This window comes from Nitratireductor pacificus pht-3B (assembly GCF_000300335.1).
In the GTDB taxonomy this organism is placed as follows: domain Bacteria; phylum Pseudomonadota; class Alphaproteobacteria; order Rhizobiales; family Rhizobiaceae; genus Nitratireductor; species Nitratireductor pacificus.
Window position 1 is genome coordinate 58,895 of the sequence record NZ_AMRM01000007.1, and the last position, 24,750, is coordinate 83,644.

Consider the following 24,750-nt stretch of genomic DNA (forward strand, 5'->3'; position numbering starts at 1 on the left):
TTTCGGTCAGGCCGATCAGTTCATCGCCAGGCGGAGTTGCCGCGCCGCGGCAACCATGTTGACAAGCGCGGGGCGCACCTCCTCCCATTTCCGGGTTTTCAGGCCGCAGTCGGGATTGACCCAGAGCTGTTCGTCGGCGATCCGCTCCCGTGCGAGAGTGAGCAGGTTCGCCATCTCCACGGCATCCGGCACGCGCGGCGAGTGGATGTCGAAGACGCCGGGTCCGATCTCGTTCGGATACCTGAAGGTCCGGAAGGCGTCGAGAAGCTCCATCTTCGAGCGCGAGGTCTCGATCGAGATGACATCGGCATCCATTGCTGCGATCGCGTCGATGATGTCGTTGAACTCGGAATAGCACATGTGGGTGTGGATCTGCGTCCTGTCCGACACGCCCGACGAGGCAATCCGGAAGCTCTCGACCGCCCAGTCCAGATAGAGCTTCCAGTCGGCCTTGCGGAGCGGGAGACCCTCGCGCAGCGCCGCCTCGTCGATCTGGATCATCCAGGCGCCTGCCGCCTCGAGATCCTGCACCTCGTCACGGATCGCAAGAGCGATCTGCCGGCAGGCCAGGTTGCGGGGAACATCGTCGCGCACGAAGGACCAGTTGAGGATCGTGACCGGCCCGGTGAGCATGCCCTTCATGGGCTTCTCCGTGAGCGACTGGGCGTAACGCCACCACTCCACCGTCATCGGCCGCGGTCGCGACACGTCGCCGAACAGGATCGGTGGCCGAACATAGCGCGAGCCGTAGCTCTGCACCCAGGCGTGCTTGGTGAAGGCGAAGCCCGAGAGCTGTTCTCCAAAATACTGGACCATGTCGTTGCGTTCGAACTCGCCATGCACCAGGACGTCGAGGCCGATCTCCTCCTGCCATCGCACGGCCGTCTCCGTTTCCTTCCGGAGAAAGGTTTCGTAGTCGGCATCGTTGATGGCGCCCTTTGCATGGGCTGCCCGCGCCTTGCGCACGGTCTCGGTCTGCGGGAACGAGCCGATGGTCGTCGTCGGGAACGGCGGCAGGTTCGACGCAGCCCGCTGCTGACGTGCGCGCTCCGCGAACCGGGTGGCGCGTTTGGTCAGTTCAGGCGTGATCGAGGCGATGCGCGCGGCGACGGCGCGATCATGCACCTTCTCCGAGGCCTCGCGCCGGCTGGCGGCAACGGCGGAATCGGCAAGCTCCTGCATCACCGCCTCGCGGCCCTCGACCAGGGCCTTCCCCAGCACGGTGAGCTCGCCCATCTTCTGGACGGAGAAGGCGAGCCATTCCTTCAGGTCGGGATCGAGGCCCGTTTCCAGGTCGAGGTCGATCGGGACATGCAGAAGTGAACAGGAGGGGGCGATCTCGACGCGTTCCGGGCCGTGCCGGGCCACAACGGGCTCGAGGCGGTCGAGGAGGCTCGGCAGGTTGGCGCGCCAGACATTGCGGCCGTCGAGGACGCCGAGTGACAGAACGAGCCCCTGCGGCGCCTTTGCAAGCACGCCGTCAAGCTGTTCGGGCGCGCGCACCAGGTCCAGGTGCAGGCCGGCGACCGGCAGGCCGAGCGCCGCGTCGAGATTGTCGCCGAGCCCGCCGAAATAGGTTGTCAGCATGATTTTCAATCCCGGCAGCGCCTCGGCGAAGACGCGATAGGCCTGGCGAAGCGCCTCGTGCGCCGTCGCGTCGAGGTCGAGCACGAGGCAGGGTTCGTCGATCTGCACCCAGTCCGCGCCGTTCTCGGAAAGGCGCCGGAGCACCTCGACATACACCGGAAGCAGGTCGGCGATGAGCGACAGCGGGTCGAGCGCCGGGTCCGTGCTCTTGCCGAGCTTCAGATAGGAGACCGGCCCGAGCAGGACCGGGCGCGTCTCGTAGCCGAGGGCCTTGGCCTCGAGATACTCGTCCACCGGTTTGGTCGAAGCCAGCGTGAACTTCTGCCCTTTCGTGAACTCGGGCACCATGTAGTGGTAATTGGTGTCGAACCACTTGGTCATTTCGAGAGCCGGAACGCCGCGGGCTTCGCCGTTGTCGCCGTGTCCACCGTGCGAGCATGCAGTGCCTTGGTCGCCGCCCTGGCTGCCGCGCGCCATCGCGAAATAGATGTCGAGTGGCACGGGGCCGCCCGTCCAGCCATAGGCCTCGGGGATGGCACCCACCATCACGCTCGTGTCGAGCACATGGTCGTAGAGCGAGAAGTCGTTCGACGGGATGTTGGTCACGCCAAGCGCTTTCTGGCGCGCCCAATGTGCAACGCGCAGGCCGGCCGCTGCCTCAAGAAGGGCGGCGGCGTCGGATTTGCCGGACCAGTAGGATTCGAGGGCGAATTTTAGCTCGCGGCGCGGGCCCATCCGCGGCACGCCGAGAGTACTGACAGGAAGCGATAGTAGAGACATCGGCTCAACCCCATGATGTTGGGGGCAAAGGCCGAGCGGACGCGTGCATGCGCCGGCAGATGAGCCGGTGGAACGCGCGACCACCGGGACACCCCGCCCGAGGACGTTTCATGCTGTCACGGCAGGTCTCCTGGCTCGCGGGTCACGGCCTTCATCCCGCCTTCCCGAAGCCGGATGGCTTCAGTGGCACAATCGGATGGAGGCTCGCCGCCTACAGTTGCGGGGGCAGCTCCGGCCTTGCCCTGGGGCGCACCGGATTCCCTCTTAGCTCTGGCCAGAAACTGGCGCAGAGAACCACGACGGCACAATAATGACCAATATCGCGGCGATGTCAATATTTACATAAAGACATGTTTATATCTTTCTGTCATCCGGCCACGAATTTTGGGAGATGCCATCTGCGGCACGAAGGACGGAACGTTCTGTTACGCCTCAGCCATCGCCCTTCTCCGAAGGCGGCAGGCGCTTCACGACGGTATCTTCCGGTTCCAGCAGCCGCCCGTCCTGCGAACGCAGTTCGAGTCGGCGAACCGGCAGGCCCGTTCCGCGGTCGAGCAGGGTCACATGGCTCTCGTCCGGCTGGAAGAAGTGATCTTCCCCCCACTGCCGCAGCGCCACCAGCAAGGGGAACAGCCCGCGGCCCTTACCGGTCAGCACATATTCCTGATAGGCGCTGCCGTCCGAGGCCGGAACCGTATCCAGAATCCCGTGGCTGACGAGATTCTTCAGCCGCGCCGAAAGGATGTTCTTGGCGAGGCCCAGGCTTTTCTGAAACTCGCCGAACCGGCGCAGCCCGTCGAACGCATCGCGGACGATCAGCAGGGACCACCAGTCCCCGATCGCATCCAGAGGCCGCGCCACCGGGCAATCCGCGTCCCTGTGACTGGTTCGTTTGACCATGTTCGTCCGCTCCCTGCCGGCTAGATCGCCTTGCGTCCTGTTGGACGCACGAAGGACGATCTAAATCATCGATGGAGCATCGGAACAGCCGAAAACCGGCCACCACTTTTCGGTCCGATGCTCCAGAGCGCCGATACGCTCGAATGTTCGCCATTTTAGGGACCAGCAATATTGGTTGCAACATAAAACCTTATCTGATATCGAGATATGGTTTTAATATGAAACCACATGGCGCCACCGGCTGGACGGAACGAAGAGCCAGGCGGGCTTCGCCTGACACGCGCGGCTCGGGGTTGCGATCCCGGCGCACCCGCGCACCGGTTCCATGCAGAGGAGACAATGATGACGCACTACCGCACCATCGACATCGACGGGCGCAGGATTTTCTACAGGGAGGCGGGAAGCCGCGATCTGCCGACACTGCTTCTGCTACACGGTTTCCCGGCATCGTCGTTCATGTTCCGCGACCTGATCTGCCGGCTTTCCGACCGGTTTCACGTTGTCGCGCCTGATTATCCGGGGTTTGGCTACAGCGATGCGCCTTCGAATGCGGAGTTCACCTACAGCTTCGACCGCCTGGCAGACATCATCGAGCGGTTTGTCGATCAATTGGGGATCGAGAAATACGCCCTCTACATGCAGGATTTCGGCGGGCCGGTCGGCTTCCGCCTTGCGGTCCGGCGTCCGGAGAAGGTGACCTTCCTCATCGTTCAGAACGCCAATGCCTATGACGAGGGCCTGCCCGACAGTTTCTGGTCGCCCGTCCGTGCCCTGTGGGACGATCCGTCGCCGGAGAATTTCAGCAGGATCCGCGAGGCGGGAATTTCCGACGAGGCGCTGGAATGGAACTACACGCACGGCGTGCGGGACGTGACGAAAATCAGCCCGGACAGCTGGGTGCTGCAATCCGCTCTCGTCAACAGGCCTGGCAACAAGGAGATCATGCTCGATCTCCTCTACGACTACCGGACGAACCCCGGCCTCTATCCCGAATGGCAGGCCTATTTCCGAAAACATCAGCCGCCGACGCTGATCGTCTGGGGACAGAACGACGTCATCTTCCCCCCTTCCGGCGCGCACCCCTATCGCCGGGATCTGGAGAAAGTCGATTTCAATCTTCTCGATACGGGTCACTTTGCCCTCGAGGAGCAGGCTGAGGTGATCGCCGGGCACATCAGGCGGTTCGCCGCGGCGCTCTGACCGCGCGCCCGGGTTTGGCCATCTGCCATCGGTCCGCGCCCGCTGTCCTGCCGGCGCGGTTCCCCTCTCCGCAAGGGCCGACTGCCTTCTGCGGAGACGACGGCGGGGGAGCTTTGATCCAAACGCAACCTTTTTTCCGAGGCGAATATGAGTCTGAACGGCGCGGCGGTTTCTCCGGCACTCTGCAATCAGGCGGAAGCGTCCGATGGATGCGGAAAGCCGCAGGACGAAGAGCATGAGGCGGGGCGGAACCAAATCCCGACTGCGCAGGCGCGCGGGGGCGTTGCCGCTCAAGCCCTCTCGCGCGGCGTCGCGCTGCTGTTCTCCGTCGCCTGCGGGCTTGCGGTCGCCAATGTTTATTACGCCCAGCCGCTGCTCGACGTGATCGCCGACACCTTCGCCATGAACCGCGCCTCCATCGGCATCGTCATCACCGTCACGCAGATCGGCTATGGCCTGGGCCTGCTGCTGGTGGTGCCGCTTGGCGACCTGCTGGATCGCCGCCGGCTGGTGCTCGGACAGTCGCTCCTGTCGGTGCTTGCGCTGCTTGTCGTGGCACTCGCGCCGAACGGCACCGTTCTGCTGGGCGCCATGTGGGCAGTCGGCGTTCTGGCCGTGGTGACGCAGGTGCTGGTCGCCTATGCGGCGATCCTCGCCGACCCGGCGGAACGCGGTCGCGCCGTCGGCATCGTCACGAGCGGGATCATTCTGGGCATCCTGCTCGCGCGCACCGTGTCCGGCACATTGTCGGACCTGTTCGGCTGGCGCTCCGTCTACGCCGTCTCGGCCGTCGCGACGCTGATCGTCGCCGGCCTCCTGTCCAGGAGCCTGCCCCGTCAGGCGAAGCCCGGCGCCCGGATATCCTACCCCCGCCTGATCGGCTCGGTGTTCCTGCTGTTCGCGCAGGAACCCGTGTTGCGCATCCGCGCGGTCCTCGCCCTGCTCATCTTCGCGGCGGTCACCGTTCTCTTGACCCCGATGGTGCTGCCGCTCGCCGCGCCGCCCTTCTCGCTTTCCCACACGCAGATCGGCCTGTTCGGGCTGGCCGGTGCGGCGGGCGCACTGGGCGCATCGCGTGCCGGGCGCCTGTCGGATCGCGGGCTGGCCCAGAAGACGACGGGGATCGGCCTAGCGGTCATGCTCGCTTCCTGGGTGCCGATCGCCCTGCTGCCCCATTCCTTGTGGGCCCTGGTGATCGGCGTCGTCGCGATAGACTACGGACTCCAGTCGGTGCATGTCGCCAACCAGAGTCTGGTCTACCGGGTGCGCCCGGAAGCCCAGAGCCGTCTCACCGCAGGCTACATGATCTTCTACTCGATCGGATCCGCCATCGGCTCGATCGCATCGACGCTCGCCTATGCGCAGGCGGGCTGGAACGGCGTCTGCCTGCTTGGGGCGTCGATTTGCGCCGTGGCCCTGGTTTTCTGGAAATCGACAAGGCATCTGACGCCTGGCTGAACCGCCGCTCTGCGGGCGCGTGCCCGGCGCCGGAACATGTTCTTGAACATATCCTGATCTGCCGCATTCTGCGCGGGCGGCGGTCGACCGGTGTCGCACGCTTGCGCGCCTGCACGAACCTTCGGGAGGACAAAACTTGCTGGCCCATACCCTCTCTGTCCTGGCGTACCTGGTCATCACATTCGCCGTTCAGGCGAGCAATCATCTCGTCGTCAACGCCGCGCACTATGCCCGGCAGGGCATCGTCGCCCCGGAGCCGATTTTCGCCGGCGGTGTTGCCTCGATGCTGGTGCAGGGCGCTGTCCTGACCTTTCTCTACTCCCGGCTGCGTCCGGCCTTTCCCGGCGTGACCGGAGGGCTGTGGTTTGCCTTGCTGATGGGCGCCTTTCTCGGCAGCTACATCGCGCTCGGCGAACCCTCGAAATATCTCGTCTCCTCCTGGGTCGAATGGTTCGCCGTGGAGGCCACGGCCAGTCTTCTTCAGTTCGCGCTGTTCGGGCTGGCGCTCGGCTCCATCCACGAACGGTGGGGGCGTTTGGCGACATGATTGCCCCCAACCCTTCTGCCGGACCCCGCCATTCGTTTGTTGAGCGCAGTCTGAAGATTGCGGGTCACCGGATCCATTGCGTCGAGACGGGCGCGGGCGACCCGATACTCTTCCTGCATGGCAACCCCACATCTTCCTATGTCTGGCGCGCTGTGATGCCGGGAGTTGCCAGAGCGACAGGGCGGCGCTGCATCGCCCTCGACCTGCTGGGGTTCGGCAAGTCGGACAAGCCGGACCGTCTCCGGCACACGCTGCACCTCCATCGCGACATCATCGCCGGCGTGGTTGCCGCGCTGGGGCTGTCAAACATCGTGCTGGTGGCCGAGGACTGGGGAGGTCCGCTCGGCATGCATCATCTGGTTCACGAACCGCAGCTCTACCGGGCAGCGATCCTGATGGAGACGTTCCTATGGACCTTCACCTTCGCTGACGATTTCCACCCGAAGTTCCGCCTCCCCTTCCGTCTCATGCGCGGGCCGGCCGGCTATTTCATGGTGCAGGTCTTCAATCTGATGGTCAAAAAGCTGATCCCGGAACACTGCCCGATCACGGAAGAGGGGATCCGCTATTACATGGACAGCATGCCGACCATACGCTCGCGGCGCGCCATGCTCGAACTCGTTCGGCTCAACCCGCTGCATGGCAGGCCGCGCGAGAGCGTGCGCTTCATCGAGGAGATCCGCGCCCGCCTGCCGGGGCTCCGCCTGCCGGTCACATGGCTCATGCCCAGCCCCGGCGTCATCGTCTCGGAGGACTATCCTCCATCGCAGGCGAAGTTCGAGCGCTTCAAGGCGCTGCTGCCCGGACTGCAGGTCAAGCCCTTCGGGCCGGGGCATCACTTTCTGGCGGAGGAGAATCCACACCGCGTGGCCCAGCTGGTGAGCGAAACCATCCGGGAAAAGGGACTTGCAGCAGTCTGAACCAGGAACGAATACGGAGTTCGAATCCGGTGATCCCTGACACTCACCGCCGAAGTTCGACACCGTCCTCAAGGGCCGCAGCCGCTTCGGCGAGCTTTTCGCCGATCATGGCGGTTCGCAGGAAGAAACCGGAATTGCTCAGAACAACCAGCACGGTCCCATCCCGAATGCTGCGCCAATAGAAGTTGGAGAAGCCCTGCCAGTGTCCATAGGAGGTCACTTCCGGAAAATCCTGGACGTTCCAGCCGAGCCCGGGCTGAATGACCTTCCCGAACACGGTTTCCCGGACGGGTTCGCCATTGTCGAGGTGCACGGGAGCATAGGCCTGCTGGATCACGTCGTCGGGCAGGAGGGAGCCGGCCCGCAACGCGGCGTCCCAGGCTACCAGGTCGCGCCCATTGGCATAGATGTTTCCATCTCCGGCGACACCATCCATCCGGCTCAGGTCGTGTTCGACCTTCGGGCCGAAATGCACGAAACGTTTGCGAAATCCCCGCGCTCTGTCTGGCAGCGCATGGAGGTTGGTCGATCTGCTCGCCACCGTGGTATGCCGCATCCCAAGCGGGTTGAAGAAGCGGAGCTGCATGAAATCAGCGAAGGACTGTCCCGATACGCGTGCGACGATCTCGGCGAGGAGCACATAGTTCGTGTTCGAGTACTGCTCCCTTTCGCCGGGGTGGAATAGCGGTACCTGCGGGTTCTCTCCGAGCCAGGCAATCAGATCCGGGACCGTGACGACGCGCGCTTCCTCATCCATGCGGAGCGCAAGACCGGTATCCCTTGCATAATCCGGAAGGCCCGACATGTGTGCAAGCAGATGATCGATGGTCAGCGTACCGAAGCGTTCAAGCTCTGGAATATACCGGCCGATCACGTCCTGCCGGGAGAGTTTCCCCTCGTGTGCCAGCAGCAGGATCGCGAAGGCGGTGAACTGCTTCGACACCGATGCCAGGTTGAAGGAGGTTTCCGCAGTGATGGGACGGCCGGTTTCATCGGCACTACCGACATAGCGCTCCAGGAGAACAGTGTCGTTCCTGGCGATCAGAATTGCGCCGTTGAACTTGCCGGACTGCTCGATCCTGTCGATCCATCTGTTCAACACGCGAATCTTGTCCGGCAGCGTGGCCGCTTTCGAGACATAAATGCGCGGGAGCGCGATGGCATTGAGTTCCATCGACACAAAGAGCGCGAGAGGAGCCAGGATCGCACAGGCTATCAAGACCAGCATGGGTTTCATCGAACGGCAAGGGTCGGGTGCTTCGTCGAGGCGTCCGTTCCGTTTCGCGCATCTGCGGTGCGCTCCAGCCAGGCGGCAAGCGTTTCGAAGAACCCGTCCGCAAACGCTTCCTTTCCTTCGAACCAGACGCTCGCCAGCATCAGCCAGGCGTCGAGGCCCCGATGCGCGGGCTTGACTTCATCGGTCTCCAGCATGCCGTGATCGGCATTCTGGAGGGTCTCGATTTCGAAGAAGGGCGCCTGCGAGCGGCCGAGTTCTTCCCGGTAGGTTTCGGCGCTGGCGACCGGGTCCACATAGGCATCATGGGAACCGAACAGGGCGAGGACCGGAACGTCCATCCTGCGCAGATCCTCGCGGACATCCGTGCGCCAGTTGCGTTTTGCAAAACCCCAGAACGCCTCGCTCATCGGCGTCGCCCCGGTCGTTCCTGCGACATGGTCGAGATACTCCCGATAGGGAGCATCGTTGCGGATGAGGGCATCGACCTTCCCGTCGGCCTCCTCTTCCGCTTCGATCTCTGTCGCGGTCATGCCTTCCGCTTCCATCCGCCGGCGTCCTGAATAGCGCGATTGTTCCATCCAGTTCACCGCCCCGGAGACCGAAATCATGAAGGCGATGTCGTCACGCCAGTTGGCGACCTTGGGCATGACCCAGCCCGCCTGGCTGAAGCCGATGAGGCCGATCTGCGTTTCCTCGAAACCGCCTTTCGCACGCAGCATGTCGATCGCCGCCGAGACCTCTATGCCGCGGTCGACCATCGATTGCTGCCGCCAGTCGCCGCCCGAAGCGCCGACACCCGGCTTGTCCCACGAAAGGGAACACCAGCCCTTGTCGGCGAAGAAGCGCCAGAGGGGTTCGTAATAGCCATGCGCATCCCGGGGCATGTCGCCCGATCCATGAACGAAGACCATGCATCCGCGCGGTTTCCGGACCCCGGTCGGCAGGATCAGGGCGCCGTTCACGGTGTCGCCGGCATGTTGGAAGCTGATCGCATGGCGGACCAGCCCGTCATCCTCCAGGAGGACGGCGCCGGTTGCCAGTGCCAGAAGAGCGGCACCAATCACGGCAAGCCGCCAGCCCCGTCTTCCAGGTTCTTTTCCTGCGGTCATCGTGGTTTCTTCCTTCATGGGGCTTTGGGTGAGGCGAGGGGATCGGCCACGCTTTTCTCTTCGCGGCGCGATGACGTCAGGAGGATGTAGAGGCAGGGGACGATCAGCGGCACGAGCAGCGTCGCCACTGCCAGGCCCAGGATGATCGCCATGCAGAGCGGATACCAGGCAGGGGCGGAGAAGGCGAGCGGCAGGAGGCCGGCGATCGTCGTCAGCGACGTGGTGAGGATCGGGCGCAGCCGGTCGGCCGCGCCGAGGGCCGCCGCGTCGCGCACCGTCCGGCCCTCGCGCAGCCGCTCGTTGATCACCTCGACCATGACGATGGCGTCGTTCACGACGATACCGACCAGCGCGATGATGCCGATCATGGCCGGGAAGGACATCGGAATCGACAGGACGTAGAACCCGGCCAGCGTTCCGGTCAGCGCCACGGGAACCATCGCCATGATGATCAACGGCTGCAGGAAGGAGCCGAACAGCAGGATGAGAATGGCCGCGACCAGCAGGCCGGCCAGAGCAAGGGAGGTCTGCGTCCTTCCGAAGGCTTCCTCGGTCGCCGCAATCTCCCCGGCGAAGCTGATGTCGTAACCCGGCGGGAGCGTTTCCCTGAGTTCCGCGACCAGCGGAGCAAGCCGTTCCGCCACCTCCGTTGCCGTCATGCCCTGGTCGAGGCGGGCCTTCACCGTGTTGGTGCGGCGGCCGCCATTGTGCAGGTAGATGTCCGGCACGGCGACGGCGCTCGGCGTGGCCAGCAGCGGCAGCGAAAGCGCCGTTCCGTCATCGGCCACCACCCAGACGGTGTCCAGCTCGTGCGGCGCGCGGGGGCCGCCCAGCGCGCCCAGGCGGCTGGCATGGCTGGCGCCCATCTGGATATCGAGGTCCGGTTCGGTTCCCGCCATCTGGAAAGTGTCGATCTTGTCGGTCGTGAGGGCGAAGCGCACCTGCTGCAGGACCTCCGCCTCGCTCAGCCGATGCATCGCCAGCACGTCGGGTTCCAGCGTGAACCGGGTTTCGGTCCTGAAGGGACCGATCGTGTCGCGAATGTCGGTGACGCCGGAAACCGCCGCGAGCGCCCGCCGGATGCTCTGCGACAGCGCGCGCAGCCGCTCCGGATCGTCGCCGGTCAGCCTGATCTGCACGGGATCGGCGGAGGTGGCGCCGCCGAGATCGGGGCTGAGCAGAACCCGCAGGCCCGGCTCGTCGGCGAGCGCACCTGCCAGACGGCCGCGAATTTCGGGCAGGGCGTCGTAGGCGGCGATGTCCCGATCGTTCTTCGGCTTGAACAGAACGGATATGCCGGTCATCGGATACCCGTAGAGAGGCAGCAGATACTCGTCGATCGTGTGCAGGGCGAACGGGCTTTTTTCCGCCGCATGGGTGGTGACGCTGGCGAGATAGGGGAGATCACGCAACGCCTCTCCCGCCTTAACCGCGACGCGCTCGGCATCGTCCAGCGTTGCGTCGGGCGCAAGCGAGAGCGTTATGCCGAGGGTTCGGCGGTCCTCCTTGGGGTAGAGGATCGACGGCAGCGAATCGGCGAGCAACCCGGCGGCGAGAAAGCCGAGCAGCGCCAGCCCGACCGTGGCGCCCGCCCGCATCCTGCTGCCCAGGGGGCCGCTGCGAAGCCAGGCCTCGACGCGGGCGGCGAGGTAGAGGGTGGCGCGGTCGGCCGGTGTCGCCGCCGGCCTCGTCCTGTGCGACAGGACGAAGCGCGACAGGGGAATGGCGATGAGGAAGGCGACGGCGAGGCTCGCCACCAGGCAGGCGATGGCCGTGACCGGGATCAGCCGGATGAACGTTCCGTCGATGCCGCCCATCAGCATCAGCGGCGCCATGGCGAGGATCGTCGTGGCCTGACCGGCGATGGCCGGCATGAGATAGGCCTTCACCGTCGCCAGCGCCGCATCGTTGAAGCTCAACCCCTTCAGATGCAGGCCCTCATGCATGCCCTCCATCACCAGAATGAAGACGTCGACCAGAAGCCCGAGAGCGATGACCATGCCGAGAATGGTCAGCGTGTTCAGCGTGTAGCCCAGCTGGTCGATGGCGAGCAGCGCGCCCAGCAGCGCGACCGGCATGGCCAGCGCGGCAACGACGGCTTCGCGCCAGGAAAGCGCCACGAGCAGCACCAGGAAGACCGCACACGCCCCCTGGATGAGGTTGGTCGTCACGTCGCGAAAACTGTTGCGGATGACCTCGCGCTCGTCGCTGAGGATGGAGACCTCCATGGCCCGCGGCCAATCCGCCGCGCCGGTGATCCGGTCGATCTGCCGGCTCACGGCGTCGATGGTGGCCACCGTGTCGTTTCCCGGACGCTTGAGGACCGAAAGGCTGATCGCGTGGCGAAAGGCCGCGCCGCCGGTGCTGGTGCGCGTGGTGCCGTCCTGCTGGCTGAGGCCGATGAAGACGTCGGCAACATCCGCCAGCCGCAGGACGGTACCGTCATCGCGTGTGGCGATCCGGATGGCCTTGAGGTCATCGACACTGGTTGCCCGTCCCGCAAGGTAGAGCGGACGCGTCGCCGTGTCGGTTTCGACGTCTCCCCAGGTGAGGTCCCGGTTGGCCATCCGGACGCGTTCGCGGATCGTGGTGGCGGAGATGCCGAGCGTGGCGAGTTGCCCGGTATCGAGCCGTACATGGACGGCGCGCGGTCTCGCTCCCTGCAGCCGGACGGCGCGCACGCCGGGCAGTTCCTCGAGCTTGCGCTTCAGGGTGTCCGCATGGCTGTTGAGCGTTTCCTCGGAGACGTTCCCCGACAGGACGAAGCTCGCAACCGGCATGTCGTTGACGGAGACCTGCTGGATGTCGGGCTTCTTGACCCCGGCCGGAAACCGGCTTTCCGCCTCGCTCATTCTGGCGCGCAGTTCCTGCATGGCGAAGGGGATCGGAACATCGGCCTCGAACTGGAGGATCACCAGAGACAGGGAATTGCCGGAACTGCTCTCGTAGAATTTCAGGCGTGGAAGCGCCCGAACGGCATCCTCGATGGGCTTCGTGACCTCCTTCTCCATCTGCTCCGGCGAGGCGCCCGGCCATTCGGTGGCGATGACCGCCTGTGGAATGGCGAGGTCGGGGTAGTTCTCGCGGACCATGCCGAACGTGGCGATGACCCCGCCGATGATGCACGCGGCCAGGAGGACGAGGGCCAGTGTAGGATTGAGAAGGAAGAACCCGACCGGGCTGCGGTACGTCACGGCCGGGCTCCACCGGCCGGCGTGTTTCCGTGAAGCCGGCCCGCAGCAGCTGTTCGCTGGTCAACCCCCGGAGACGGAGACTGCACGATCCTGACCGCCATCCCGTCGTCGAGCAGGTGCTGGCCGGCGACGACCACGCGGTCGCCGTCCGTCAGCCCGGTCAGCACGGCCACGCGCTCATGCGTTTCCAGTCCAAGCGCCAGCTCCCGCCTTTCGACTACCGGACCGCTTCCGGACGCGATGAAGACGAACGGGTTCTGTCCGCTGTGGGAAAGGGCGGAGCGTGGCAGCGTGAGGACGTCGGACGCCTCCGTCGCGGCGATCCAGACGGTCGCGAACATGCCGTCGCGGATGTCGCCCCCATGGACCCGCACCTTGACCTGAACCGCACGGCTGCCGAGCCCTATGGAGGGGCTGACCGACCAGATCTCCCCGCTTCCGACATCGGGGTGAACCTTCTCCGTCCCGGCCGCTTGCGCGAGGGCCGGCGCGTTGCCGCTCGCCAGAACGCGCTGCCCCGGCGCGAGGTCGCCGGCGTCCCGCAGCGGCAGGTTCAGGGTGATCTCGAACGCATCGTCGTTGACGAGGACCATGGCCGCGCTTTTCTCGCGCGACAGGCGCGATTGCACGGCCGCGCCCTCGATGTGGTCGCCCACGCGCAGATTGACGAGGGAGAGGCGCCCGTCGAAGGGCGCGCGCAGCGTCATCTTCCCGACCAGAAGGGCGGCCTGCCGGACCTGTGCTCCGGCGGAATCGACTTCCGCGCGGGCGGCGTTCAGTTCCGCCTGCGCCGTCCGCAGGGCGATTTCGGCGGCTTCCGCCGCCTTGCGTGAGGCGATGCCGCGCGCCGCCAGGGTGTCGGCGCGCACCAGCTCGGAGCGGGCCTGGTCGAACGCCGCCTCGGCCACGGCGAGGCGGCGCTCCGTGCGCCTGTGTTCCGCTTCGGCCTGCAGGAGCCGCGCGCAGGCCTCGCGGTCGTCCAGTCTCGCCAGCACCTGTCCGCCGTTGCCCGTGCCGGGCCCCTCCACGCGCGACCCCTCCCGCAGCGGCGCGCCGGAGGCATCGATGCCGATCTCCGCCACGGTGCCCGCAGCCTCGAAGGTGAGGTAGCGCTTCTGGACCGCTTCCGCGATGCCCTGGGAAACACGCCACTGGACGAGGTTGCTCCGCGTGACCGGAACCACGGCCACGGAAGGCGGTGCCTCGCGCTGCTCACCTGCCGCCGGCAGTCCTTCCGGCGCGTTCTCCGGTGCCAGGAGGATGAGTGCAGGCGTTACGGCCAGAAACGCGATGCCGGCCATCCACCAGCGCCTGCGGCGGCGGCGCCTGAGCTTCGCGGAAACGGATGCGCCATCGATGGAGCGATCCGCGCCGCGCTCATCGGGATTGTGGGATGCCACAGCGTATCTTTCTTAAAATGATCGTTCGCTTTATAAATCGAATTGGTCCATTCTGTTGTCAAGAAAATAATGAGAACGAGCGTTCGCTTTTTGAAAGGAGGCCGCTTTGAGAACACGCGACGAGGCTTTGCACAAGCGCAGAAAATCGGAGATCCTGAGTGCCGCGGCGCTCTGTTTCGCCGCCAAGGGCGTTCATCAGACCAGCATGCAGGAGATCTGCGAGGCCGCCGCCATCAGCGCCGGCGCGCTTTATCGCTATTTCGAGAGCAAGGATGCGATCATCTTCGCGCTCGCCGAGCAGGAGCGCCTGGAGAACGCCGAGTTGATCGCGCATCTGACCCCTTCGGAAGACATCGTCGAGGGACTGTGCCAGGCTCTGCCCGAGATCGTCGCGCTGTCGGGGGACGAGCAGTATGGCCGTCTGACGATCGAGATCGGCGCGGAAGCCGCGCGCAATCCCGCCATCGCCGAGGTGTTCGCCAGAAACGAAACCGAGCTTCGCGGCGCGCTCGTCGACGCCCTCAAGCGCGGGCAGGGGCGCGGCGACGTTGATCCGTCGCTCGACCCGGAAGCGGCGACCTTCCTGATCCTGGCGCTGTTCGATGGGATGCCCGGCCGTCGGCTGTTTGTGGACGATGTGGCGCCTGACAGGCTTGTGGGAACCCTTGCAGGCTTTCTGCGCAAGATCCTCGGAAGCGCATAGAAGCTTACCGATCCAGGCGGGCGATCGACGCGCCGTTGCAGGAGAAGAAGAGAGCGATGTCTCCTCCATAGCCCTCCAAGGCTGTTCCCAAGGCTGACCTGTCGCCATTTCTGAAAGGAACTGCCGCCGCTCACTGGCTTGGAGGCATTTGGCGGCAATCCTGGACAATCGCTTTCACCCGCGAAATCTCAGCGTCTCCACCAGCAGGGTGAATGCGGACGAAGCATGTCGCCGGTGCGGATAGTAGAGATGATAGCCGGGAAGGTCGGGCGTGAACTTGTCCAGGACCCGCACCAGTCGGCCGTCGTCCAGATGGCGCTGGACTTGATCGAGCGGGAGGTAAGCAAGACCGTGACCGTCGAGCGCGGCATCGAGGATCAGGTCGATCGTATTGAAAACGAGCGGCCCATCGACCCTTACCCGCGTCTCGCGGCCGCCGCGCATTAATCGCCATCTGTTCAGCGTGCCGGAGGTCGGCAAGCGCAGATTGATCGCGCGGTGATCGATCAGTTGCCCCGGCGAATTCGGGGCAGCGTGCGTGCGGAAATAGTCCGGCGCGCCGATGATCGCCATCGGGATGTCGGGCCCGATGCGCACTGCGATCATGTCTTTCGCCATCTCCCCACCGAGCCGGACACCGGCGTCAAACCGGTCAGCCACCACATCGGAAAGACCGTAGTCGACGGTGAGTTCCACCGTGATGTTCGGATTATCCGGAAGGAGCCGCCTCATGGTCGGGACGATGATGGTCTTTGCGGCATGCTCGACAGTGGTGATCCGAATCGTACCGGAAGGCCGAGCGCGAAGCTCGCCCAGCGAGGCAACTGCCGCATCCAGGTCGTGCAGCATGGGAGCGAGCGTCGCCATCAGCCGCTCGCCCGCTTCGGTCGGCGCCACGCTGCGTGTCGTGCGCGACAAAAGCCGCACCCCCAGCCGTTCCTCTGTCCGCCGCACGATCTGGCTGAGCGCGGATTGCGCCATGCCGAGGCGTGCCGCCGCCTTGGTGAAGCTGCGCTCCTCGGCGACGACGACGAAGGCCGCCAGATCGGCAATCTCATCTCGTCGCATTTATCACTCCAGTGATAAGCTCAATATTAATTCCCCGTCTAATCGACACAATCTTTCTGGCCTAGATTGCATCCATCGGCAAGGGGATACCTCGCAAGCATCGCGAACGGCCCCCGGTTCAACACAAGGAGACTGGAAATGGGCAAGATCAGCTTCAACAATTCGAACAACCCAACCATCGCCATGTCGGCGGTGATCAACCTTCCCGAAGGCTTCGACGAGAAAAAGCGCTATCCCGCCATCGTTGTCTCGCATCCCGGTGGCGGCGTGAAGGAGCAGACCGCTGGCACCTACGCCAAGAAACTCGCCCAACAGGGCTTCGTCACCATCGCCTTCGACCGTTCCTATCAGGGCGAGAGCGGTGGCGAACCGCGCCAGCTCGAGAACCCCTATGTCAGCACCGAGGATGTCAGCGCCGTTATCGACCATCTGACCACGCTGACTTACGTCGATAAGGAGCGGATTGGCGCCATGGGCATCTGCGCAGGAGCCGGCTACACCGCCAATGCCGCGATCCAGGACCGGCGCATCAAGGCGGTCGGCACGGTGAGCGCGGTCAACATCGGCTCGATGTTCCGCAATGGCTGGGAGAACACCGTCAAGTCGGTCGATGCGCTGCCCTATGTCGAGGCGGGTTCGAATGCCCGCACGTCGGATGCCGAGGGCAAGGGCTACACGACCATGCCACTGGCGCCGCTCACCGAGAAGGATGCACCGAACGAGGAGCTGCGGCAGGCCTGGGAATATTACCACACACCGCGCGCCGAATGCGCGACCGCGCCCGGCTTCGCGACGCTGCGCAGCCTCAATCAGATCATCACCTACGACGCCTATCACATGGCCGACGTCTATCTGACCCAGCCGATCCAGATCGTCGCCGGCAGCGTGGCGGGAAGCAAGTGGATGAGCGACGACCTCTTCGACCGTGCCGCGAGCACGGACAAGTCTTTCCATGTCGTCGAGGGCGCCAATCACATGGATCTCTATGACGGGCAGACATTCGTCGACGAGGCCGTATCCGTCCTGGCGCCGTTCTTCACAGCGAAGCTCTCGGTCAAGGCCACGGCTGCGCAGGCGGCAGAGTAACGAAGCGAACGTGCATCGGGGGGGCCTCCCGATGCCGCCCCTACCGAGAGGAAGCGATCATGGAATCCGTGAAAATCCAGAACCGGGACATGGCCTGGCACATCGCCGCCAACATCCGGTTCCCACCGAACTTCGACGCAGCCAAGACCTGGCCGACGATCGTCGCCGTTCATCCGTTTGGAAGCTGCAAGGAGCAGACGTCGGGCAACGTCTACGGCAAGGCGCTCGCCGAGCAGGGCTTCGTCGTCATCGCCTATGACGCGAGCTTCCAGAGCGAATCCGGCGGCGAGCCCCGCTGGATCGAAGATCCGACCCAGCGGGTGGAGGATATCAGCCACGTTATCGATTACGCCGTCACGCTTCCCTATGTCGATGCCGACCGGATCGGCGTGATCGGCATCTGCGGTGGCGGTGGCTATGTGTTGAACGCCACGCTGACCGAAAAGCGCATCAAGGCCGTCGTCACGATCACCCCGGTCAATATTGGCCGGCTGTTCCGCGAGGGTTTCAGCAATCACGACCCGCTCGGCGCGCTGGAAGCGATGGCGGCGCAGCGAACCAAGGAAGCGCGCGGCGGCGAATTGCAGGTCAACGAACTTCTCCCTGCCAACCCCGATGCGGCCAGGGCCGCAGGTCTCACCGAACGCGACGTGTTCGAGGCGACCGACTATTACAAGACGCCGCGCGGAGAGCAGCCCGGCGGCTGGACGCGGATGCTGTTCAGCCGCGCGCAGAACACGCTTGGCTGGGACGCTTTCGCCTTTGCCGAGATGCTGATGACCCAGCCGATGATGGTGGTGATCGACCAGAAGGTCGGCGCCTTTGGCGCCTATCGTGACGGGATGGAAATCTACGGGCGCGCCACAGCCTCAAGGGACCGGCAGATCGTCTCGCTCGAGGATTGGTCCCACTACGATCTCTACGACAAGCCCGAGCCCGTCGGCCTCGCGCTCGAAAAGCTGGTGCCGTTCTTGAGGAAGCATTTGAACGAGGCGCCAGGACAATGACCAAAGCCCCGATTCTCGGGGCAAGCGGCCAGATCGCTCGCCAGCGTCATCGACCACCGGCAGGAATGCGCCGAACGCCGCCGTGAACACCCTGCCGAGCTTCAAAAAGGCGAATCGCGGAAGCCGACCAGCGGATCAGTCGCCTCTTTGACGCCATCGAAGCCGGAATTGCTGCGAACGCTGGTCACCGCTTTTAGCGTAGAAACGGCGGCGTTCGGCGTTCAGAGTTCTGTAATGAAATGGCGCACCCGACAGGATTCGAACCTGTGACCTCTGCCTTCGGAGGGCAGCGCTCTATCCAGCTGAGCTACGGGTGCTGGCCGATCTGCGCCGGTGGCGAAGCGGCGACGCGCAGCCTACATAGCCGAAGCGCCTCGGCGCATCAACGGCGAAATGGAGCCGTGCCCCGCTTCCTTGGTGGCGTCTGCGGAACGAACGCGGTCGGCTGGGCGAGCAATCCCGTCCGGTGGCAGGCGGAAGTGGAGCGTTGCCAGTCGAACCGGCATCGCTCCCGTGCCGGGCCAGGCGCTAGCGGAGACCAGAGAGAGCCTTCCGCTCTTCATCGACCGAAAGCGGGGTTCCGGCCCCGCTGGCGTCGAGGAAGGCGTCCAGCGCCTCCATCGACGATGCGGGAACGAACCTGCCCTCGGCATCGACCTGCGAAGCGGCGAAGCGGAGCTGCCAGGCCTCGTCGTCGCGGCAGGCGACCGCCACGTGCGAAATGCCGCCGGCGCTTGCCTCGAACTCGCGGCAGAGCGCGTTCGCGCCGTCGCGATAGGTTGCGATCGCCTCGAAGCTTGCCTCCGGGCCGAGTTCGACCGTCTCCCCCGAGGCCGAGGTGTTCAGGGCTTCGACGATCCGTTCGCCAGCCAGGCCGGCAATCTCGATGCCCGCGGCGCGTTCCGGCTGGCCGGCGGCCATGTAGCCGAGCAGCCCGCCGGCGACGAGCGCCAGCGAAGCAGCGATCGGCAGGAAGAAGCGCTGGGCGGCGTGTCCCTTCCCCGCCGCGCGGCGCGGCGCGAATGGAACCACGTCGGCGCCTGCCGCATCCTCCGCCTCCGCCGCGGCGGCCATCTGCCGCACGCGCGCTTCGAGATCGTCGGGTATCGAGACCTTCGCCGTTCCCAGCGTTTCCGCCACAAGCGCGCGGGTCTTCACGAACAGCGCCACGCGCTGCGCGAGTTCGGCATCGCGGCCGATGGCATCGTCCACGCGGCGGCGGGTCTGTGCGTCCAGCTCGCCATCCGCATAGGCCATCAGAACGTCATCGGTGAACTTGTCTTCATGCATCGTCTTCGGTCCTGTCGTGCAAGGTCATGGCGTCCTTGTCAGTTGAGATCGAGCCTGCTGGCGAGGTTGGTCCGGGCACGGGCGAGCCGGCTCATCACCGTGCCGATGGGAATGCCGAGCGTCGCGGCGGCTTCCTTATAGGAAAGCTCCTCGACGCAGATCATCACGATGATCTCGCGCTGATCCTCGGGGAGGTCCTGAAGCGCATGCGCCACGGTGCCAAGCATCAGATGGGTCTCCGTGTCGCGCGCGCCATCGGTGAAGATCGCATCCGGCCGGTCGGCGATGTCGATGCTTTCTCCCCGCGTCCTGTCGCGCCGCACCCGGTCGATCCAGGTGTTGCGCATGATGCGCAGCAGCCAGGCGGAAAGATTCGTGCCGCGGGCATAGCTGCCCCGGTTCGCGAAGGCCTTCTCGCAGGTCTGCTGCACAAGGTCGTCGGCCACGTCGAGGGAGCGGCTGAGCACGAAGGCATAGCGCCGCAGGTTCGGCAGCAGGTCGACGACGTCATCCGCAAAACTGGACTTCATGCTCAGATCCTGGCGCCTTCTCCGTGAATGATGTGGAATAAACGTCCGGCTTGCCCGTTTATTCGTTCGCACTCGAAAAAATGCTAATGAGGCGTCGATTGGAAGGCTTCATGAATAAAACGCACAGCTATCGCACCCTCTTGCGCCTGTTGCTCATCCTCCTCTTGGGCGCGCCGCTTGCCGTCGCGCCGGTTCTTTTGGGCGACCCCATGGGCCATGCCCTTGCCGACGACGATGACGACGACGACGATGATGACGATGATGCGGGCGGTGGTTCATCCGCGCGGGGCGGCTCGTCCGGCGGTTCCTCCGGTTCGTTCCAGCGTCCGGGCTCCTCCCGCCTGCCGCTGTTCGACAAGCTGCGGGAGCGTTTCAGCCCCGCGCCGCGCACGCAGCGCCGCGGCCGGACCGTTCGCCGCGCCACTCCGCCGCCGGCCATCCATGCCGAGCGGGAGATCATCGCGATAGGGCTGGACGAGGACGAGATCCGGGCACTTGCCGAGGATGGCTTCGCCGTCCTGGAACAGGTCGATCTGCTGTCGCTGGCCGCCACCCTCTACCGCCTGCGGATCCCGGCGCGTCAGACGCTGGAGAGCGCCCGCGAGGCGGTCCGCGCCCTGAAGCCCGACGCCTTGCTGGACCTCAACCACTATTACCGCCCCTCCGCGCCCGGCAACGCCTCGGTTCCGGAACCGCTCGCCTGCGACGGGCCGCATTGTGCCGACAGGGCGCTGGTGGGATGGGCTACGTCCGAAAGGCGCGACCCGGCCTGTAGTGCGCCTGTCCGGGTCGGCATCATCGATACCGGCATCAATCCCGAACACACGACATTCGACGGCAGCAATATCGAATTCGTCGGCACCGAGGAACCGCATGGGAACCGGTCGGGCAGACAGCACGGCACGGCGGTCGCCGCCATCCTGATCGGGTCTGGAGAGAGCCGGTCGCCGGGGCTGTTGCACGAAACCCAACTCGTGGCGGCCGACCCCTTCTACAGGGAATCGGGCGACGAGCGCGCCGACGCCTACCATCTCATCGCGGCAATCGACGCCGTTCTGCACCGCGATGTCGCCGTCCTGAATCTGAGCCTTGGGGGTGCCGCCAACGAGGTTGTCGAGCGCATCGTCGACGAAGCGGCACAAGCCGGCACCATCGTCGTCGCGTCCGCCGGCAACAATGGCCCGCGGGCGGCGCCGGTCTATCCCGCCGCTTATGAAACGGTGATCGCGGTCACCGCGGTGGATCGCGCCAGACGGGTCTACCGCCGTGCCGGGCAGGGCGAGCATATCGACTTCGCCGCCCCGGGAGTGAGGGTCTGGACCGCCGCGTCGATCTCGGGCGCCCGTCCGAAGACCGGCACGTCCTTCGCAACCCCCTTCGTCACGGCGGCGGTGGCGATGCTGAAGCGCCAGGTTGGGGAACTGAATCTCGATGCCGTGAAAAGGATCCTCGCCGCGAGCGCGCTCGATCTGGGCGCGGAGGGCAAGGACCCCGTTTTCGGATACGGGCTGCTGCAGGCGGGCAATCTGTGCTCCTCGTCGCTGGCCGTCGATTAGACAACGTTCAACGCTTCGGTGAACGGGTCCATCGTTCTCCTTTCCTGCGTCTTTCCGGGCGTTGGCCGTTTCCATTTCGCTGCAAGCATCCCTGGATGAGGACACATTCAAACGCTGGAGATCGCGGCGTCCAAGGGCGCGACAGCTGATAGGGAAGTTGGAGGGGTGAGCATATCGTGACGAAGCGCCGGCGGTTCCCGAGCCCCGCAGAAGAGCTTTCGATGACGATCCGTCGTCGATGGGTTTTGCGATCAGGGGGATGGCGTTCTGCGGGCGGCCGAGGATGGGGCACAGCCTCGATGTTTGCCGCTGTAAGCCGCTGCCGCAGATTGCCCGCATGGGCTTCGTCCGCGAGCGGCAGTTTGGTCGGACTGCCCGTTCCAGCAATGGAACAAGCATCCTGATGTCTGCGGTATCAAAGGGTGAGGGGACGAAAGCGGCCTATAGGACGCAATCATCGGCCAAGGCACGGTTTTGCTTGTTCTTCGTCTGTGCGACCTGTCAGTCGCTGGCGGGGCTGGGAGACTGACCGGCCTTCCAGCCTGTGACGGCTAACGGCCGGACGGTAACCCCACCTCCACCAGCGCGAAGACGGAACGCTGCTGCTTGTCGATCCTGTCGTCGCTGACGAGAAGGAAGCGCGTCGGCGAAACGGCAACGATGCCTTCGAAGTCGGCGTCGTTGATGCCCGGAATGTCGAGGCGCACGGCGCTCGTCTCGCAGTCGGTGTCCGGCTGGCAGGCCTGCGGGTCGATCAGGCGGAGATGCGGAATGAGGGCCTTGCCCTCCTTGACGCGCTCGAGCGCCAGCAGCCTGCCGTCGGGGAGGGTCGTGATCGCCTTCACCCTGGATTCGCCGATGTCGCCACTCGACCAGGTGAGGGTCTCGCCGCCTTCGGCGTGGAGTCTGTGCTGGCTGCGCGGCGCCGGTTGGTAGGGTTCCTCGGGAAGGGTCACGAGGCCGAGCTCCGGATGGTGGGTCATCGCCTCGAGGCCGCGGTTCTTACCGGCCTGCCGGCTGCTGTCGCGCACGCCGAGCGGCAGGTCGATCTCCTTCAGCCAGCGTCCCTCCTGATCGAAAAGGGCCGCGCGCGGGCCGCTTTCGCTGAGGATGGCGAAGGCGGGGACGCCCGCTTCGCCCGGCCTGATGACAAGCTCCTCGGGACCGAACCCCTGATCGGCGAGCGTCGCGCCGTCCGTGTCGGTGAGGCTGTAGGCGCTTTGCGGTTCCAGGGTCGCGATCTTCTCGCCCTCGGTCGCGAAGGCGAGGCCGAAGAGCGTCGCCCTGTCCGAGACCGCGTAGACGATCTGCTTTTCGGGGTCGTAGGCGAGGCCGGACAGTTCGGCCATCGTCTGTCCGTCGACATCGATGGCGGGCAGGATCCTGTGATCGAGCACCCTTGCCGTCATCGGCTCGGCATTGGCTGCAAGCGTCGTGGCGAGGGCGAGGAGCGGGGTGATGAGAATGGTTCGCAAGGTTCAAACCTCCAGTTTGGCGGATGCTGTCGGTGGAAGGCGGGGGCGCTCCGGTTCCTGGCCGCAGCGCCCGGCGCGTCACAGCATGATTCCGCGAAGGGTGAAGTAGATCAGGGCGGAAATGAGCGCGGTCAGCGGGACGGTTATGATCCATGCCGACAGCACCCTGGCCATCAGTGCCCGGTTGACGAGGGCATCGCTCCGGCAGGCTGCGTTGCGGCTCACCGTGGCGCCGTTGTCCGCCACCCGCTCCCTGCGCAGTTGCGCGATCATGGCCTTGCGCTGCGCGAAGGGCGTTGCGTGAAGCCGGGCGATGAAGGCGTCGCATTCCGCCGTGTCGCGATCCGCGTGAAGCGCGCGGATGTCGGACAGGATCAGCGCATGGCGCCGCTTCAGCCATTCGCGCAGGAAGCCCACACCGAGCACGGCACCGACGGTCACATGGGTGGTGGAAACCGGCAGGCCGAGCTGGCTGGCGGCGATCACCGTGATCGTCGCCGCCATGGCGATGCAATAGGCGCGCATGGCGTCGAGCTTCGTCAGTTCCGCGCCCACCGTATGGATGACGCGGGGGCCGAACAGCAGCAGGCCGATGGCGAGGCCGGCGGCACCGAGACCCATGACCCAGAGCGGAATGACCGCCTCCTCCTGCATCGCCGCATTGCTCAGCACGTCGTAGATGCCGGCGAGCGGGCCGATGGCGTTGGCGACGTCGTTGGACCCGTGCGCGAAGCTCAGCAGCGCGGCGGAGAAGATGAGCGGCAGGGCGAGCAGCTGGTTGACCGCCGACTTGTCGTTGCGGAGCCTCGGCAGCCGGCGCCTGATCAGTGCGCGGGCGATGCCCCAGGTCACCAGGGCGATGAGCGCGCTCATCATGCCCGCCTCGAGCAGGCTGGCGGCCCAGATCTTCTTGAGCCCCTTCAGGATCAGGTAGGTGCCGAAAGACCAGGTCATCGCGGCCACCAGCAGCGGGACGATCCTCTGCGCGGCCTCAAGCACCTGTGGCTGATAGGTGACGAAGCGCTTGATCGCGTAGAGGAACAGCGCCGCGAACAGCCCGCCCAGAAACGGGGAGACGATCCAGCTTGCGGCGATGTTGGCCATGACCGACCAGTCGACGGCCGAGAGGCCGGCGGCCGCTATGCCGCCGCCCATCACGCCGCCGACGATGGAATGGGTGGTGGAGACGGGCGCGCCGAGAACCGTCGCGAGGTTCAGCCACAACGCGGCGGCCAGCAGCGCGGCCATCATCACCCAGACATAGACGTTCCGGTCGGCCAGCGCCTCCGGCATCACGATCCCGCCGCGCACGGTGCTGATCACCGAGCCGCCGGCGATGAGGGCGCCGCCGAACTCGAACAGCGCCGCCATGATCAGCGCACCGCCGAGCGGAATGACGCCGGCGCCGACGACAGGGCCGACATTGTTGGCCACGTCGTTCGCGCCGATGTTGAGCGCCATGTAGGCGCCGAAACCGGCGGCCGTCGCGATCCAGAGCGCGAATTCGGGATTGCCTCCCGATTGGGCGCGCACCAGCGCATAGACCATCGCCGCGACGACGAAGGATAGGGCGACGAGAAGGCGCCCGAGAAACGGAGCGAGGTCCCTGAGGTCCGACCGGGCTTTCGCGAGGCTCGCCATATAGCCGGATTCAGGCAAAGCGGGGCTGACATGCGTACGCATGGTCATCTCCTTTCGATGGC

19 protein-coding genes, 1 tRNA gene and 1 riboswitch are annotated in these 24,750 nt (G+C 65.2%); of the genes, 8 read left to right on the top strand and 12 right to left on the bottom strand.

Translation table 11 applies throughout. The features are described 5' to 3' along the window. Positions 1-15: 15 nt before the first annotated feature. Positions 16-2,367: a 5-methyltetrahydropteroyltriglutamate--homocysteine S-methyltransferase gene (gene metE, locus NA2_RS07895; RefSeq protein WP_040677169.1), complete on the bottom strand. Its 2,352-nt coding sequence runs from the start codon at positions 2,365-2,367 to the stop codon at positions 16-18. Between the two features lie 103 nt (positions 2,368-2,470). Further along, positions 2,471-2,681, bottom strand: a riboswitch (cobalamin riboswitch). Between the two features lie 118 nt (positions 2,682-2,799). Continuing rightward, positions 2,800-3,267 (bottom strand): winged helix-turn-helix transcriptional regulator, encoded by a 468-nt coding sequence (locus tag NA2_RS07900; protein WP_040677171.1) that lies wholly within the window; start codon positions 3,265-3,267, stop codon positions 2,800-2,802. Between the two features lie 342 nt (positions 3,268-3,609). Here NA2_RS07900 and NA2_RS07905 point away from each other — a divergent pair, with 342 nt between their 5' ends. The 4 genes from NA2_RS07905 (at position 3,610) to NA2_RS21245 (ending at position 7,392) form a co-directional block, all read left to right on the top strand. After that, positions 3,610-4,467: an alpha/beta fold hydrolase gene (locus NA2_RS07905; protein WP_040677233.1), complete on the top strand. Its 858-nt coding sequence runs from the start codon at positions 3,610-3,612 to the stop codon at positions 4,465-4,467. A gap of 147 nt (positions 4,468-4,614) precedes the next feature. Next, a complete protein-coding gene (locus NA2_RS07910) occupies positions 4,615-5,925 on the top strand; it encodes an MFS transporter (RefSeq protein WP_008596043.1) in 1,311 nt (436 codons plus the stop codon). A 136-nt stretch (positions 5,926-6,061) separates the two neighbouring features. Next, positions 6,062-6,472 (top strand): hypothetical protein, encoded by a 411-nt coding sequence (locus NA2_RS07915; RefSeq protein WP_008596044.1) that lies wholly within the window; start codon positions 6,062-6,064, stop codon positions 6,470-6,472. Next, positions 6,469-7,392 carry an alpha/beta fold hydrolase gene (locus NA2_RS21245; protein ID WP_008596047.1) on the top strand — a complete coding sequence of 308 codons (924 nt, stop codon included), beginning with the start codon at positions 6,469-6,471 and terminating at the stop codon, positions 7,390-7,392. Before NA2_RS07915 ends, NA2_RS21245 begins: the two co-directional genes overlap by 4 nt. A gap of 43 nt (positions 7,393-7,435) precedes the next feature. Here NA2_RS21245 and NA2_RS07925 read toward each other — a convergent pair whose 3' ends face one another. From NA2_RS07925 to NA2_RS07940, 4 genes are read right to left on the bottom strand one after another with little or no spacing between them, the layout of a single operon-like run. Further along, positions 7,436-8,629, bottom strand: coding sequence for a serine hydrolase domain-containing protein (locus NA2_RS07925; RefSeq protein WP_040677173.1), 1,194 nt, complete (start codon positions 8,627-8,629; stop codon positions 7,436-7,438). Next, positions 8,626-9,738, bottom strand: coding sequence for an alpha/beta hydrolase family protein (locus tag NA2_RS07930; protein WP_051011602.1), 1,113 nt, complete (start codon positions 9,736-9,738; stop codon positions 8,626-8,628). Before NA2_RS07930 ends, NA2_RS07925 begins: the two co-directional genes overlap by 4 nt. 14 nt (positions 9,739-9,752) lie before the next feature. Continuing rightward, positions 9,753-12,932, bottom strand: coding sequence for an efflux RND transporter permease subunit (locus NA2_RS07935; protein ID WP_008596051.1), 3,180 nt, complete (start codon positions 12,930-12,932; stop codon positions 9,753-9,755). After that, entirely contained in the window at positions 12,929-14,332 is a 1,404-nt protein-coding gene (locus NA2_RS07940) for an efflux RND transporter periplasmic adaptor subunit (protein ID WP_008596052.1), read from the bottom strand. The genes NA2_RS07935 and NA2_RS07940 overlap by 4 nt, the downstream gene beginning before the upstream one ends. Positions 14,333-14,438: 106 nt before the next feature. Here NA2_RS07940 and NA2_RS07945 point away from each other — a divergent pair, with 106 nt between their 5' ends. Beyond that, positions 14,439-15,035: a TetR/AcrR family transcriptional regulator gene (locus NA2_RS07945; protein ID WP_244423608.1), complete on the top strand. Its 597-nt coding sequence runs from the start codon at positions 14,439-14,441 to the stop codon at positions 15,033-15,035. A gap of 174 nt (positions 15,036-15,209) precedes the next feature. Here the strand turns inward: NA2_RS07945 and NA2_RS07950 are convergent, their stop codons facing one another. After that, positions 15,210-16,103: a LysR family transcriptional regulator gene (locus NA2_RS07950; RefSeq protein ID WP_008596055.1), complete on the bottom strand. Its 894-nt coding sequence runs from the start codon at positions 16,101-16,103 to the stop codon at positions 15,210-15,212. A 138-nt stretch (positions 16,104-16,241) separates the two neighbouring features. Between NA2_RS07950 and NA2_RS07955 the strand changes: the two genes are divergently transcribed. Further along, positions 16,242-17,189: an alpha/beta hydrolase gene (locus NA2_RS07955; protein WP_008596056.1), complete on the top strand. Its 948-nt coding sequence runs from the start codon at positions 16,242-16,244 to the stop codon at positions 17,187-17,189. 59 nt (positions 17,190-17,248) lie between these two features. Further along, positions 17,249-18,196, top strand: coding sequence for an alpha/beta hydrolase (locus tag NA2_RS07960; protein WP_008596057.1), 948 nt, complete (start codon positions 17,249-17,251; stop codon positions 18,194-18,196). 240 nt (positions 18,197-18,436) lie between these two features. Here the strand turns inward: NA2_RS07960 and NA2_RS07965 are convergent. The 3 genes from NA2_RS07965 to NA2_RS07975 all read right to left on the bottom strand — a co-directional run bounded on the left by NA2_RS07965 (position 18,437) and on the right by NA2_RS07975 (position 20,016). Further along, positions 18,437-18,513, bottom strand: a tRNA-Arg gene (locus NA2_RS07965). A gap of 211 nt (positions 18,514-18,724) precedes the next feature. Beyond that, positions 18,725-19,486 carry an anti-sigma factor family protein gene (locus tag NA2_RS07970; RefSeq protein ID WP_008596058.1) on the bottom strand — a complete coding sequence of 254 codons (762 nt, stop codon included), beginning with the start codon at positions 19,484-19,486 and terminating at the stop codon, positions 18,725-18,727. 38 nt (positions 19,487-19,524) lie between these two features. Beyond that, positions 19,525-20,016: an RNA polymerase sigma factor gene (locus tag NA2_RS07975; protein WP_008596060.1), complete on the bottom strand. Its 492-nt coding sequence runs from the start codon at positions 20,014-20,016 to the stop codon at positions 19,525-19,527. A gap of 110 nt (positions 20,017-20,126) precedes the next feature. Between NA2_RS07975 and NA2_RS07980 the strand changes: the two genes are divergently transcribed. Then, a complete protein-coding gene (locus tag NA2_RS07980; RefSeq protein WP_040677239.1) occupies positions 20,127-21,572 on the top strand; it encodes a S8 family serine peptidase in 1,446 nt (481 codons plus the stop codon). A 551-nt stretch (positions 21,573-22,123) separates the two neighbouring features. On the opposite strand, the gene NA2_RS07990 is transcribed toward NA2_RS07980, so the two are convergent. Continuing rightward, the gene (locus NA2_RS07990; protein WP_008596062.1) at positions 22,124-23,047 is read right to left on the bottom strand and encodes an esterase-like activity of phytase family protein; all 924 of its coding nucleotides are present in this window, start codon (positions 23,045-23,047) and stop codon (positions 22,124-22,126) included. A gap of 78 nt (positions 23,048-23,125) precedes the next feature. Further along, a complete protein-coding gene (locus NA2_RS07995; protein WP_008596063.1) occupies positions 23,126-24,730 on the bottom strand; it encodes an inorganic phosphate transporter in 1,605 nt (534 codons plus the stop codon). Positions 24,731-24,750: the final 20 nt, after the last annotated feature.

Coding starts and splice junctions, on each gene's coding strand:
- NA2_RS07910 (WP_008596043.1), top strand. CDS start 4,615: ATGAGTCTGAACGGCGCGGCGGTTTCTCCGGCACTCTGCAATCAGGCG.
- metE (WP_040677169.1), bottom strand. CDS start 2,367: ATGTCTCTACTATCGCTTCCTGTCAGTACTCTCGGCGTGCCGCGGATG.
- NA2_RS07980 (WP_040677239.1), top strand. CDS start 20,127: ATGAATAAAACGCACAGCTATCGCACCCTCTTGCGCCTGTTGCTCATC.
- NA2_RS07905 (WP_040677233.1), top strand. CDS start 3,610: ATGACGCACTACCGCACCATCGACATCGACGGGCGCAGGATTTTCTAC.
- NA2_RS07970 (WP_008596058.1), bottom strand. CDS start 19,486: ATGCATGAAGACAAGTTCACCGATGACGTTCTGATGGCCTATGCGGAT.
- NA2_RS07950 (WP_008596055.1), bottom strand. CDS start 16,103: ATGCGACGAGATGAGATTGCCGATCTGGCGGCCTTCGTCGTCGTCGCC.
- NA2_RS07995 (WP_008596063.1), bottom strand. CDS start 24,730: ATGCGTACGCATGTCAGCCCCGCTTTGCCTGAATCCGGCTATATGGCG.
- NA2_RS21245 (WP_008596047.1), top strand. CDS start 6,469: ATGATTGCCCCCAACCCTTCTGCCGGACCCCGCCATTCGTTTGTTGAG.
- NA2_RS07930 (WP_051011602.1), bottom strand. CDS start 9,738: ATGACCGCAGGAAAAGAACCTGGAAGACGGGGCTGGCGGCTTGCCGTG.
- NA2_RS07975 (WP_008596060.1), bottom strand. CDS start 20,016: ATGAAGTCCAGTTTTGCGGATGACGTCGTCGACCTGCTGCCGAACCTG.
- NA2_RS07955 (WP_008596056.1), top strand. CDS start 16,242: ATGGGCAAGATCAGCTTCAACAATTCGAACAACCCAACCATCGCCATG.
- NA2_RS07960 (WP_008596057.1), top strand. CDS start 17,249: ATGGAATCCGTGAAAATCCAGAACCGGGACATGGCCTGGCACATCGCC.
- NA2_RS07925 (WP_040677173.1), bottom strand. CDS start 8,629: ATGAAACCCATGCTGGTCTTGATAGCCTGTGCGATCCTGGCTCCTCTC.
- NA2_RS07900 (WP_040677171.1), bottom strand. CDS start 3,267: ATGGTCAAACGAACCAGTCACAGGGACGCGGATTGCCCGGTGGCGCGG.